Annotated in this window: 9 protein-coding genes; 6 read left to right on the forward strand and 3 right to left on the reverse strand. The window is 67.3% G+C overall.

The features are described 5' to 3' along the window. Nucleotides 1–226 precede the first annotated feature (226 nt). The 6 genes from VG566_RS14215 to VG566_RS14240 all read left to right on the forward strand — a co-directional run bounded on the left by VG566_RS14215 (nt 227) and on the right by VG566_RS14240 (nt 10,134). Complete coding sequence (locus VG566_RS14215; RefSeq protein WP_241883821.1) at nt 227–2,692, forward strand: GH92 family glycosyl hydrolase; 2,466 nt, start codon at nt 227–229, stop codon at nt 2,690–2,692. A 96-nt stretch (nt 2,693–2,788) separates the two neighbouring features. Continuing rightward, a complete protein-coding gene (locus VG566_RS14220) occupies nt 2,789–3,838 on the forward strand; it encodes a LacI family DNA-binding transcriptional regulator (protein WP_014646964.1) in 1,050 nt (349 codons plus the stop codon). A 60-nt stretch (nt 3,839–3,898) separates the two neighbouring features. Beyond that, on the forward strand, nt 3,899–5,212 hold the full coding sequence (gene fucP / locus VG566_RS14225) for an L-fucose:H+ symporter permease (protein ID WP_032957977.1): 1,314 nt from the start codon (nt 3,899–3,901) through the stop codon (nt 5,210–5,212). A gap of 7 nt (nt 5,213–5,219) precedes the next feature. Further along, entirely contained in the window at nt 5,220–6,215 is a 996-nt protein-coding gene (locus VG566_RS14230) for a carbohydrate kinase family protein (RefSeq protein ID WP_046430385.1), read from the forward strand. Then, nucleotides 6,212–7,438: an AGE family epimerase/isomerase gene (locus tag VG566_RS14235; protein WP_241883822.1), complete on the forward strand. Its 1,227-nt coding sequence runs from the start codon at nt 6,212–6,214 to the stop codon at nt 7,436–7,438. Before VG566_RS14230 ends, VG566_RS14235 begins: the two co-directional genes overlap by 4 nt. A 77-nt stretch (nt 7,439–7,515) precedes the next feature. Continuing rightward, nucleotides 7,516–10,134 carry a glycosyl hydrolase 2 galactose-binding domain-containing protein gene (locus VG566_RS14240; protein WP_241883823.1) on the forward strand — a complete coding sequence of 873 codons (2,619 nt, stop codon included), beginning with the start codon at nt 7,516–7,518 and terminating at the stop codon, nt 10,132–10,134. Between the two features lie 81 nt (nt 10,135–10,215). Here VG566_RS14240 and mtnC read toward each other — a convergent pair whose 3' ends face one another. The 3 genes from mtnC to VG566_RS14255 form a co-directional block, all read right to left on the reverse strand. Next, entirely contained in the window at nt 10,216–10,911 is a 696-nt protein-coding gene (mtnC, locus tag VG566_RS14245; protein WP_049408764.1) for an acireductone synthase, read from the reverse strand. Nucleotides 10,912–10,914: 3 nt separating this feature from the next. Next, a complete protein-coding gene (locus tag VG566_RS14250) occupies nt 10,915–11,472 on the reverse strand; it encodes a 1,2-dihydroxy-3-keto-5-methylthiopentene dioxygenase (protein WP_005409451.1) in 558 nt (185 codons plus the stop codon). Nucleotides 11,473–11,564: 92 nt separating this feature from the next. Further along, nucleotides 11,565–12,206 (reverse strand): methylthioribulose 1-phosphate dehydratase, encoded by a 642-nt coding sequence (locus VG566_RS14255; protein ID WP_041863375.1) that lies wholly within the window; start codon nt 12,204–12,206, stop codon nt 11,565–11,567. Nucleotides 12,207–12,412 lie beyond the last annotated feature (206 nt).

Consider the following 12,412-nt stretch of genomic DNA (forward strand, 5'->3'; position numbering starts at 1 on the left):
ATCAGTGAAATCGTTTTCGTGCGCAGGGAGGGGGGGCGGCAGGGCTGCGCCGCAGAATGCATTCGGCTGAACCTGCATGCTCTACTTGAATCGATCTAAATCCACGGTCACGTGGGCCGGGCGTCATTCCAGGGGGAGCCTTCTGCCGGTCCAGGCAGAGCTCAGCGGAACGGTGCCGGAAGGCCCGGGCCGTCTGTCTCTGCGTCATCGACTACAGGAACCCGACATGCGTCCAGTGCCGTCCGCTCCCGCCGTCCCATCATCCTCGCGCCCGCTGGTGCGCCTGGCCTGCCTGATCGCGCTGTCGGCGGTGCCGATGCTGCTGCAGGCCGCACCGGCAGCGCTGGAGCGGGAGGTCAATACCTTCATCGGCAGCAAGGACGACGGCAACACGTTCCCGGGTGCGTCGGCACCGTTCGGCCTGATCCAGGTCAGCCCGATCGGCAGCCACTATTCGGGTTGGCGCTATGACGACGAGAAGATCCGTGGCTTCGGCCACTCCTTCATCTCCGGTGCCGGCTGCTGGGAGCAGGGCGGCCAGGTATCGGTGCTGCCGGTGACGGGCTCGATCGGTCCGGGCGGCGATTTCGATACCGGCAACGCCAAGCAGTTCGACCACAAGGCCTACGCCGCGTCCTACACCCACGATGGCGAGGTCGGCCAGGCCGGCTACTACAAGGTGCGGCTGACCAGCTACGGCGGCATCGATGCCGAGGCGACCGCGCGTACCCGTGCCGCGGCCGAGCGCTACACCTTCAGCCAGCGCAGTGGCGATGGCCACGTGCTGGTCAATGTCGGCCAGGCCAACGAGCGCCATTCGGTGATCGGCAGCGTGGTCGATGTGGTCGGCGACCGCGTGGTCGAGGGCAAGCTGGTCACCAAGAGTTTCTGCGGCGGCCATCAGTACACCACTTGGTTCCGCATCGAGTTCGACCGTCCGTTCAAGGCGCATGGCACCTGGGGTGAGGGCGGCGGCCTGCCGGGCGCGCGCCACAGCATGGAAGGCGAACAGAAGCCGAACGGTGCCTGGCTCAGCTTCGACCTGGCCAAGGGCCAGTCGGTGACGGCGGTCAGCGCGATCTCGCACGTGGATGCCGAAGGCGCGCGCACCAACCTGCGTGCCGAGGGCATGCAGGGTGGGTCGCTGCTCGGTTTCGACCGCATGCGCGCGCTGTCGCAGCAGGACTGGCGTGAGCAGCTGGGCCGTGTACGCGTGCAGGGCGGCACCGCCGATGACCGCACCGTGTTCTACAGCGCGGTCTACCACGCGCTGCTGCAGCCGATGACCGGCAACGATGCCGATGGCCGCTACCGCGGCTATGACGATGGCATCCACCGTGCCGATGGCTGGACCTATTACGAGTACTTCTCGCTGTGGGATACCTACCGCGCGCAGAACCAGTGGCTGGCACTTACCCGCCCGGACGTGGCGCGTGACATCGGCCGTACCCTGCTGGCGATCGATGAGCAGGGCGGTTGGCTGCCGCGCTGGGGCTATGCCAACTTCGAAACCAACATCATGACCGGCGATCCGGTCACCCCGTTCATGGTCGACCTGTGGCGCTTCGGTGCACTCAAGGGCCGTGAATCGCAGGCGTGGGATGCGCTGCGCCGCAATGCCTTCGGCACGCCGCCGCTGAACTCGCGCATGGCCGGCCGCTCCGGCAACCCGACTTACCTGGACAAGGGCTACGTGGCCTATGACCGTGCATTCCCGTCCAAGGGCATGGACGTCGATCCGCACCACGGTGGTTCGGCCACGCTGGAGTACGCGCTGGCCGACTGCGCGCTCTCGCAGATGGCCGACGGCCTGGGCCATGCCCAGGATGCGGCGACGCTGCGCGAGCGCGGCCGCAACTGGCGCAAGGTGTGGGACCCGCAGGTGCGCGACGCCGAGACCGGCTTCACCGGGTTCCCGCGCCCGCGTACCGAGGACGGCCAGTGGTACACCCCGTCCGACGGCCATTACAGCCCGCGTTCGCACCACGGTTTCCACGAGGGCACGGCGTGGCAGTACCAGTGGCTGGCGCAGCAGGACGTGCCGGGCCTGGTCGAAGCGATGGACGGCCGCGAGCAGGCGGGCCGCCGCCTCGATGCGTTCTTCGCGATGGACGCGCTGCAGGCCGATCCGCTCAATGCCGCCCGCAAGGCGTGGGTGGTCGGGCCGTACAGCTACTACAACCAGTTCCGCTACAACCCGAACAACGAGCCGGACCTGCACTCGCCGTGGCTGTACACGCTGATCGGCCAGCCGTGGAAGACCGCGGCCGTGGTGCGTGCGGCGCAGCAGCTGTTCACCAATGCCCCCAACGGTGTGACCGGCAACGATGACCTCGGCACGATGTCGGCCTGGTACCTGTTCAGTGCCATCGGCGTGTACCCGGCGGTGCCGGGCAGCGGCCAGTTCCTGCTGCACACCCCGCGCTTCAGCAAGGTGGAAGTGGACATGGGCAATGGCCGCACCCTGCGCATCGACGCGCCGGGCGCCGATGGCCGCCGCCTGCAGTATGTGCAGGGCGTGCAGGTCGATGGCCAGGCGCATGCACCGGTGTGGCTGGACTGGAACCGCCTGCAGCAGGGCCCGCGCGTGCGCTTTGCGCTGGATGCGAAGGTGCCGGAGCAGGGCTGGGGCACGGCGGTGAAGGACCTGCCGGTATCCTGGTGCGCGGCACCGGGCAGCCAGCTGCGCTGAGCCGGACTGTGCCGTTCGCGGTGACCCAGCGAACGGCACGGCACGACACGGCCCTGATCCATTAGGCTTGAGCCTCCAGCGGAGTCCGGGAAGACGATGAACGACAACGGCAGCAGTCCCAGCAAGCGCGCCGGCAAGGCGGTGACGGTGACCGACATCGCGCGTGCGATCGGCGTGTCACGGGCAACCGTGTCGCTGGTGCTGCGCGGCAGCCCGCTGGTCAATGTCGATACCCGCGCCAAGGTCGAGGCCGAGCTGCGCCGCCAGCGCTATGTCTACAACCGCGCGGCGGCCAACCTGCGCCGGCGCACCTCGTCGAGCATCGCGCTGGTGATCAACGACCTGTCCAACCCGTTCTTCGCCGAATTCGCGTCCGGCGTGGACGAGGCACTGGGCGGGCGCGGTTACGTGACGTTGCTGGGCAGCACCGGGGAATCGCCGGAGCGCCAGCAGGCCGTGCTGTCCACGCTGATGGAGCACACCCCGGCCGGCCTGATCCTGTCGCCGGCCGAGGGCAGCGACACCGCGCAGTTGCGGCAGGCGCTGGGCGCCAATGCCAACGTGCTGCTGTTCAACCGTGAACTGGCCGGGGCTGACTGGGACTTCCTGACCCTGGACAACCAGCACGGCGCCTATCTGGCCACGCGCCACCTGATCGAGCGCGGCCATCGCCAGATCGCCTTCTTCGGCGGCCACGCCGCTTCCAGTTCCTGCCACCAGCGCCGCGCCGGTTTCCAGCAGGCGCTGGCCGAGGCCGGGCTGTCGCTGCCGCCGGGTTGGATGATCGAGTCGGCGCCGAACCGCCTGGAAGCAGCAGCGCGCACCGATGAACTGTTTGCCGATGGCCATCGTCCGAGTGCGGCGGTCTGCTACAACGACACCGTCGCGCTGGGCCTGATGCTGGGCTTGAACTCGCGTGGCATCCGTCCCGGTGGCGACTTTGCCGTTACTGGTTTCGACGACATTTCCGAGGCTGCGGTGGCGGTGCCACCGTTGACCACGCTCACTGCCGACCCGCGCGAGCGTGGCCGGCAAGCGGCCGCGCTGCTGCTGCAACGGCTGGACGAACCGGATGCGCCGCCACGGCGCACGGTCGCGCCGGTGCAGCTGCGCATCCGCGAAAGCAGTGCTGCGCGACCGAACTGATTCCTTTCATACACCCCTTCCACGCAACAACGACCTTCCGCGCATCGAGGCGCGTACCGCATGCCGATCTCCGCAACGCCCCGTCCATCGGGTTCCTCGGGCAACGCACCCGCCGTCACCAACGGCAAGGCGTTGGCTGTCGTCACCACGATCTTCTTCATGTGGGGCTTCCTGACCTGCCTCAATGACATCCTGATCCCGCACCTGAAGGCGGTGTTCGAACTGAACTACGCCAAGGCGATGCTGGTGCAGTTCACCTTCTTCGGCACCTATTTCCTGATGTCGCTGCCGGCGGGGCGGTTGGTGGCGGCGCTGGGCTACAAGAAGGGCATCGTCGCCGGCCTGGTGATCGCCGGCATCGGCGCGCTGGGCTTCTGGCCGGCGGCCGAACTGCGCGTCTATGGCGCCTTCCTCGGCGCACTGTTCGTGCTGGCCACCGGCATTACCGTGCTGCAGGTGGCCGCCAACCCCTATGTCGCGCTGCTGGGCCCGGAGCAGACCAGCTCCAGCCGCCTGACCCTGGCGCAGGCGCTGAACTCGCTGGGCACGGCCATCGCCCCGATCTTCGGCGGCATGCTGATCCTGTCCAACACGGTCAAGAGCGCTGACGACATCGCGGCGCTGCCGGCCGCCGAGCAGCTGGCCTACCGTGCCGCCGAGGCGCAGGCTGTGCAGGGTCCGTACGTGGGCCTGGCGGTGGCGTTGGTGCTGCTGGCGCTGTTCGTATTCCTGTTCCGCCTGCCGGCGCTGAGCGACGCCACCGAGCAGGCCGACCAGGGCCACCACCACAGCTACCTGGATGCGCTGCGCAAGCGCCACCTGCTGCTGGGCGTGCTGGGCATCTTCTTCTACGTCGGCGCCGAAGTGTCGATTGGCAGCTTCCTGGTCAACTACCTGTCGATGCCGAACATCGGTGGCTTCAGCGAGCAGCAGGCCACGCATTACGTGTCGGCCTACTGGACGATGGCGATGATCGGCCGCTTCGCCGGTTCGGCGCTGCTGGCGCGCTTCTCGCCCAGCCGTCTGCTGGCGATCTTCGCGCTGGTCAACGTGGCGCTGCTGGTCACCACCATGCTGAGCTCCGGCAACGTCGCGCTGTACTCGGTGGTGGCCATCGGCCTGTTCAACTCGATCATGTTCCCGACCATCTTCGCGCTGAGCATCGAGCGCCTCGGCCCGCTGACCAACAAGGGGTCCAGCCTGCTGATCATGGCCATCGTCGGCGGTGCCGTGGTGCCGTACCTGCAGGGCGTGCTGGCCGACCACATCGGTGTGCAGGCCAGCTTCATCCTGCCGCTGCTGTGCTACGGCTACATCATTTTCTACGGACTGGTCGGCGCGCGTACGCCGGCCTCCGCAACGCAGGGAGGCTGAGTCCGGAATGGGTGCCATCGTTTGCTTCGGCGAAATTTTGATCGATCTACTAGCACAGCCGCCGGCCTCGGCCGATACCCCGCGTGCGTTCCTGCAGTACGCCGGTGGGGCGCCGGCCAACGTCGCGGTGGCGGCTGCGCGGCTGGGTGCGAAGACCCAGTTCGTCGGCATGCTCGGCCGCGACATGTTCGGTGACTTCCTGGCCGACAGCCTGGTCGAGCATGGCGTGGGTACCGACTACATCGTGCGTACCGACGCGGCCAAGACTGCACTGGCCTTCGTGGCCCTGGATGCCAATGGCGAGCGCAGCTTCAGTTTCTACCGCCCGCCGGCGGCTGACCTGCTGTTCCGTGACAGCGACTTCCAGGCGGCGTGCCTCGACAGCGCGCAATGCTTCCACGTCTGTTCCAACAGCCTGACCGAGCCGGCCATCGCCGAGGCGACCTTTGCCGGCATGGACCGTGCCCGCGCTGCTGGTGCGGTGGTCAGTCTGGACCTCAACCTGCGTCCTGCCCTGTGGCCGGCGAACGAGGACCCGGCGCCGCGCCTGTGGCAGGCGCTGGAACGCGCCGACCTGGTCAAGCTGTCGCGCGAGGAGCTGGACTACCTGGCCGCGCCGCTGGGCGCCGATGGCGAGGCGGCGGTGCTGCGGCGCCTGCTGGCCGCGCGGGCGCGCTGGGTGATCGTCACCGATGGTGCAGCCACGCTGCACTGGTACACCCGCGACAACCACGGCACCGTCACCAGCTTCCGCGTGGCCACGGTCGACACCACGGCGGCCGGTGATGCCTTCGTCGGTGGCGTGCTGGTCGGCCTGCTGGAGCGCGGCGGGGCCGGTGCCGGTTTTACCGCCTTCTGCCAGGACCCCGAGGCGATCACCGCCACGCTGCGCTTCGGCGCTGCGGTCGGCGCGCTGGCTGTTACCCGCAAGGGCGCGTTCGCCGCGATGCCCTCGCTCGATGAAGTGCAGCAGCTGCTGCAGGCACAGGACATTACCGCATGAGCACCTCGCCCGATTTCCGTTCGCCCGCGTTCCTGCGCGCGCACATCGCCGACACCATGGCGTTCTACCACCCGCGCTGCATCGATCCCAATGGTGGCTTTTTCCACTACTTCCGTGATGACGGCAGCATCTACGATGCCAGCCATCGCCACCTGGTGAGCAGCACCCGTTTCGTCTTCAACTACGCGATGGCCTACCGCGAGTTCGGCAATGCCGAGTACCGCGACGCGGTCGAGCACGGCGTGCGCTACCTGCGCGAGGTGCACCGCAACCCGGCCACCGGCGGCTATGCCTGGACCCTGCGTGATGGCAAGGTCGAGGACGACATGAACCACTGCTACGGCGTAGCCTTCGTGCTGCTGGCCTACAGCTGTGCGCTGAAGGCAGGCATCGAACAGGCGCGCGCGTGGATGGACGAGACCTGGCAGCTGCTGGAAGCGCGCTTCTGGGAACCGCAGCACGGGCTCTACAAGGATGAAGCGGACGGCCAGTGGAACTTCACCGGCTACCGTGGACAGAACGCCAACATGCACATGTGCGAGGCGATGCTGGCCGCGTTCGAGGCCAGTGGCGAGCAGCGCTATGTGGAGCGCGCGCTGCAGCTGGCCGACAACATGACCCGCCGCCAGGCGGCCAAGGCCGGCGGGCTGGTCTGGGAGCACTACGATGAGAACTGGGAGATCGACTGGGACTACAACCTGGACGACCCCAAGCACTTGTTCCGCCCGTGGGGCTTCCAACCGGGGCACCAGACCGAGTGGGCCAAGCTGCTGCTGATCCTCGATCGCCACGTGCAGGCCGACTGGCTGGTGCCGACCGCGCAGCACCTGTTCGACGTGGCCGTGGCGCGCAGCTGGGACGAAGCGCGAGGCGGCCTGTACTACGGCTTCGCACCGGAATCGCGCCGGCAGCCGGGCATGGATGGCGCGCCGATTGGCGGCGACAGCTTCGTCTGCGACGACGACAAGTACTTCTGGGTGCAGGCCGAAACGCTGGCTACTGCCGCGCTGATGGCCAAGCGCACCGGTGATGACCGCTACTGGCAGTGGTACGAGCGCATCTGGGCGTATTCGTGGGAACACTTCGTCGATCACCAGTACGGCGCCTGGTTCCGCATCCTCGATGCCGACAACCGCAAGTACAGCGACGAGAAGAGCCCGGCCGGCAAGGTGGATTACCACACCATGGGCGCGTGCTACGAAGTGTTGAACGTGGTGCGTTGAGGCGCGTGTCGCCATACGCATGATGAATCGGAATCAGTAGCGCCGGGCCACGCCCGGCGGAAGAACAGGAGCTCCGCGTGCATCGTCTTTCCCTCGTTGTCCGTCTGCTCCTGCTGCTGGTCGCAACGTCGGCCTTCCCGGCAACTGCAGCGCCGCTGCAGGCACAGTGGGAGTTCCGCATGCTGCCCGGCGACGCGCAGGGCGCAGCTCATCCAGGCCTGCAGCAATGGCGTGCGGCGACGGTGCCGGGCAGCGTGCACACCGACCTGCTGGCGCATGCGCTGATCCGCGACCCGTACGTGGGTGCGCCCGAAGCGGAGCTGCAATGGATCGGCCTGGCGGCCTGGGAGTACCGCGCGCGCTTCGACGTGGACGCGGCGATGCTGGCCAAGCCCAATGCCGAACTGCGCTTCGACGGGCTGGACACTTATGCCGAAGTCAGCCTCAACGGCAAGCCGCTGCTGCGCGCGGACAACGCGCACCGGACCTGGCGCGCGCGCGTGGAAGGGCACCTGCGCGCCAGGGGCAATGAACTGCAGATCGTGTTCCGTTCGCCAATCCGCACCCTGTTGCCGGGCGTGGAGGCAATGCCACACAAGATCGCTGGCAACTATCCTTCGCCCTATGGGGACGAGCCGAAGGACGCGATGGTCGGCAACTTCGCGCGCAAGCCGGCCTACCACTTCGGCTGGGACTGGGGCCCGCGTTATGTCACCGCCGGGGTCTGGCGCGGGGTCGACCTGCAGGCCTGGGATACGCACCGCCTGACCAGTCTTGCCGTGCGCACCGATGCATTGAGCGCGGAGCAGGCGAAGCTGGCGGTGCTGCTGCAGGTGGAGCAGGGCAGCGCCACCGGTTCTGCGGTCGTCAATGTGGAAGTCCGCGATCCGCAGGGTCGCAGCGTGGCCCAGCAGCAGCGCACCGTACTGCTGAAGCCCGGGCAGAACAGTGTTGAACTACCGATTGAACTGGCGGAACCGAAGCGGTGGTGGCCGGTCGGCCATGGTGCGCAGGATCGCTATACCGTGCAGGCGCGCCTGGATGGCGGTGCCGACGCAACGCTGGTGCGCGAGCAGCGCATCGGCCTGCGCACGGTCGAACTGCGCCGCGAAGAGGACGGCAAGGGCGGGCAGGGCTTCGCCTTCGTCATCAATGGCGTGCCGATCTTCGCCAAGGGCGCCAACGTTATTCCGTTCGATGCCTTCCCCGCACGCGTCGACGCAGCACGTCTGCGCCAGGTGCTGACCGCCGCGCGCGACGCCAACATGAACATGCTGCGCAACTGGGGCGGTGGCTACTACGAGGACGACGCGTTCTTCGACATCGCCGACGAACTGGGCCTGCTGGTCTGGCAGGACTTCATGTTCGGCGGCGGCATGCAGCCGGGCTACGATCCGGCCTTCCGTGCCAGCGTGGTGGCCGAGGCGCGCGACAACGTGCGTCGGCTGCGCCATCACCCCAGCATCGTGCTGTGGTGTGGCAACAACGAGGAAGAAACCGCCTGGAAGGACTGGGGTCACGGCCGCGACCTGAAGGCGGCCGACCCGGCATTTGCGGTGAAGGTCTGGCAGGGCTATGTCGACCTGTTCGGCAACGACCTGCGCCAGGTAGTGGGCGAGGAAGGACTGGGCGTACCGTACTGGTCCAGTTCGCCCAGCAACGATCTGGACGAGAAGGCCAACGATTCCACCCGCGGCGACAAGCACTACTGGCAGGTCTGGGGCAATCCGGCGCTGCCGGTGCAGGCCTACCTGCGTGAGACGCCGCGCTTCATGTCCGAGTACGGGCTGCAGGCGTGGCCGTCGGTGGCGACGGTGGACCAGATCGCCACCCGCGCCGAACAGCGCATCGACAGCCCGGTGATCCGCGCGCACCAGAAATTCATGGCCGGCGAGGGCAACAGCCGCCTGCTGCACTACATCGAACTGGGTTACGGCACGCCGAAGGACTTCGAGGACTTCGTCTACCTCAGCCAGGTCATGCAGGCCGATGGCATCGCACTGGCGGCGCTGCATCATCGCGCCTCCCGGCCATACACGATGGGTTCGCTGTACTGGCAGCTCAACGATGTCTGGCCGGGCGCCTCGTGGTCCAGCGTGGATTATTTCGGCCGCTGGAAGGCGCTGCACTTCGCCGCGCGGCGTTTCTTCGCGCCGGTCACGGTAGCCGCGCTGCGCGATGAGGGCAGCACGCGGGTGCGCCTGATCAATGACGGTGCGGCGCTGGATGCACGTTGGCGGCTGCGGGTGATGGACGTGGAAGGGAAGGTGCTGCGCCGTCGCGAGGATGCGGTGACGCTGGCGGCGTCGGGTGTGACCTCGATCGGTGATTTCCGCGATGCCGAATTGTTGTCCGGTGCCGACCCGAAGCGCACGGTGGCCGTGTTCGAGCTGCTGCAGAACGGGGCGGTGAGCGCGCGGCAGGTGGTCGGATTCGTCGAAGCCAAGGACCAGGTGTTGCCGCGGCAGAAGCTCAAGGCCACGTTGTCCATCGAAGGCGACCACTATCGACTGCGGCTGGAAAGCGCGGCTTACGTGCGCGCGACGTGGATCGATTTCGGTGCGCTGGACGTGCAGGTCGAAGACAACCTGCTGGATCTGCTGCCGGGCGAAACCCGCGATATCGCGGTGCGCGGCCCGGTGGATCTGGTTACCCTGCGCGAGGCGCTGAAGGTGAAGACACTCAACGAGCGTTGAGGGATATCCCGCTTTGGTAGGTGCCAACCTTGGTTGGCACACCAGGAGCTTGCCAACCAAGGTTGGCCTCTACCATTTTGCTTACAGCTGGATCTGCTGGAAATTCTCGACCCGCTCGTGGCCGTTGGCGGCCTGGCCGGTACGCGGCATCGGGTAGTCATCCAGGCGGTCGATCAGCCGGGTCTGCAGGCCGGCTTCGCGGGCAGCATCCAGTTCTTCGACCACATCGGACAGGAACAGGATCTCGCCGGCCGGCACGCCGATGGCCTGCACGATGCGGCGGTAGCTGTCGGCCTCACGCTTGCCACCCATCTCGGTATCGAACCAGCCCGACACCAGCGGGCTGAGGTCACCGGCATCGCTGAAGCCGAAGAACAGCTTCTGTGCCGGCACCGAGCCGGAGGAGTACACGTACAGCGGCAGGCCGGAGGCATGCCAGCCCTTCAGCACCGGTGCCACTTCCGGGTAGAAGTGCGCGGTGTAGTCGCCGCGACGGTAGCCCTCATCCCAGATCAGCCCCTGCAGCGCCTTCAGTGCGGTGTGCTTGCGGTCCTGGTCAATCCAGCCCTGCAGCGTCTCGGCCACCAGGCTGTCCTGGCAGGCGCCGCCGATCTCGGTAGCCACCGCGTCCAGCCAGCGGCGGACCTCCGGCTGCTGGCCATGTTCGGCGACGAACGCGGGCAAGGCCTTGCGGGCATAGGGGAACAGCACGTTCTTGACGAACGAGATGCTGCTGGTGGTGCCTTCGATGTCGGTCAGGATGACGCGGGGCTGCATGGATCAGGACGCCTGGGTAGGTACGTAACGGGGGAACTTCTGCGCGATGTCGGTGCCGGTGAAATGACCCACCCAGCCGTCCGGCTCGGTGAAGAAGCGGATCGCCACGAAGCTCGGTTCATCGCCCATGTCGAACCAGTGGGTGGTGCCATCGGGCACGGCGATCAGGTCGTCCTTCACGCACTCGATCTCATAGACCTTGTCACCCACGTGCAGGGTGAACAGGCCCGAGCCTGCGACGAAGAAGCGCACCTCGTCTTCCTTGTGGAAGTGCTCGTCGAGGAACTTCTTGCGCAGCTCGGCGCGGTTCGGGTTGTCCGGGGCGATCGAGGCCACGTCCACGCTCTTGAAGCCGCGCTCGGCGACCAGGCGGTCGATGTCCGCACGGTAGGCGGCGAACACTTCCTCCTGGCTGGCGCCCGGCGCGACTGGCGCGGTGGCCTGCCAGCGCTCGAAGGTGACGCCGATCTTCTGCAGCTCGGCAGCGATGACCGCGCCGTCCTGGGTGTCCAGCAGCGGCGATTCGGGGCGGGTGTCGTCGTAGATGCGCAGTCGGCTCATGGCGGCAGCTTGAACGTCTCGGGGGGAAGACAGGGTAGCAGGGTGGGGGCGAGGCGCAGATTCCGGATCGGCATCTGCACCTGCGCGCGGGCTCAGCCGCGCAGCTTGCGCAGCTCGAGCTCGCAGTGGAACAGGAATTCGAAGGCTTCCAGGTGCCGGCGCGCCTCGGCCATGTCACGGCCCCAGGCATACAGGCCGTGGCCGTCGATCAGGTAACCCCACAGGTTCTGCCGGTCGAGCAGGTCGTCGACCTGCGCCGAGAGCACGTTCATGTCCTGGGTGTTGGCGAACACCGGCACGTCGATGGCCATTTCATGGGTGCTGTTGCCGGCGAAGGCCTTCAGCAGCTCGTAGCCTTCCAGGCGGATATGGCCCTGCGGCGCGTACAGGCGCGAAGCGATGGTCTGCACCGGCGAATGCGTATGCAGCACACAGCCGATTTCCGGGAAGCGGCGGTACAGCTGGGTGTGCAGCAGGGTCTCGGCGGACGGGCGCAGCGGGCGACCGACGGCCAGGCCGTCGAAGTCCACCACCATGATGTCGTCCTCGATCAGCCGGCCCTTGTCCTTGCCGGACACGGTGATCGCGGCGTGGCGGTCATCCAGGCGGTGGGAGAAATTGCTGCTGGTGGCCGGGGTCCAGCCGGCGTGCGCCAGTTCGCGGACGTTGTCGATCAGCAGCTGGGCCAGTTCGCTCAGGCGCGCGGTGTCGTACGGGAAGGTGGGGGCGTTCATGCCGGCGATTTTACTGGATTCGGCCAACGGCTGAGCCCCTCGTGGCGGGTCGTGTAGAGCGGTTCATGGGCGGGGCGGGGCGGGTGGGCCGTGCAGGGGACGCTGCAAGTACGTCCCTGTAAGCTCGATGGCGCCATACATGGCGCCAACGCCCCTGCACCGCCCACCCACCCCCATCGGACACGTTACGGCGTGCCGCCAGCCCC

It is taken from the genome of Stenotrophomonas sp. CASM114, from assembly GCF_049384325.1.
Lineage (GTDB): Bacteria > Pseudomonadota > Gammaproteobacteria > Xanthomonadales > Xanthomonadaceae > Stenotrophomonas > Stenotrophomonas muris.

Excerpts from the sequence above, each read along its gene's own strand:
- mtnC (WP_049408764.1), bottom strand. The coding sequence starts at position 10,911 with ATGCAGCCCCGCGTCATCCTGACCGACATCGAAGGCACCACCAGCAGC.
- fucP (WP_032957977.1), top strand. The coding sequence starts at position 3,899 with ATGCCGATCTCCGCAACGCCCCGTCCATCGGGTTCCTCGGGCAACGCA.
- VG566_RS14235 (WP_241883822.1), top strand. The coding sequence starts at position 6,212 with ATGAGCACCTCGCCCGATTTCCGTTCGCCCGCGTTCCTGCGCGCGCAC.
- VG566_RS14220 (WP_014646964.1), top strand. The coding sequence starts at position 2,789 with ATGAACGACAACGGCAGCAGTCCCAGCAAGCGCGCCGGCAAGGCGGTG.
- VG566_RS14250 (WP_005409451.1), bottom strand. The coding sequence starts at position 11,472 with ATGAGCCGACTGCGCATCTACGACGACACCCGCCCCGAATCGCCGCTG.
- VG566_RS14215 (WP_241883821.1), top strand. The coding sequence starts at position 227 with ATGCGTCCAGTGCCGTCCGCTCCCGCCGTCCCATCATCCTCGCGCCCG.
- VG566_RS14230 (WP_046430385.1), top strand. The coding sequence starts at position 5,220 with ATGGGTGCCATCGTTTGCTTCGGCGAAATTTTGATCGATCTACTAGCA.
- VG566_RS14255 (WP_041863375.1), bottom strand. The coding sequence starts at position 12,206 with ATGAACGCCCCCACCTTCCCGTACGACACCGCGCGCCTGAGCGAACTG.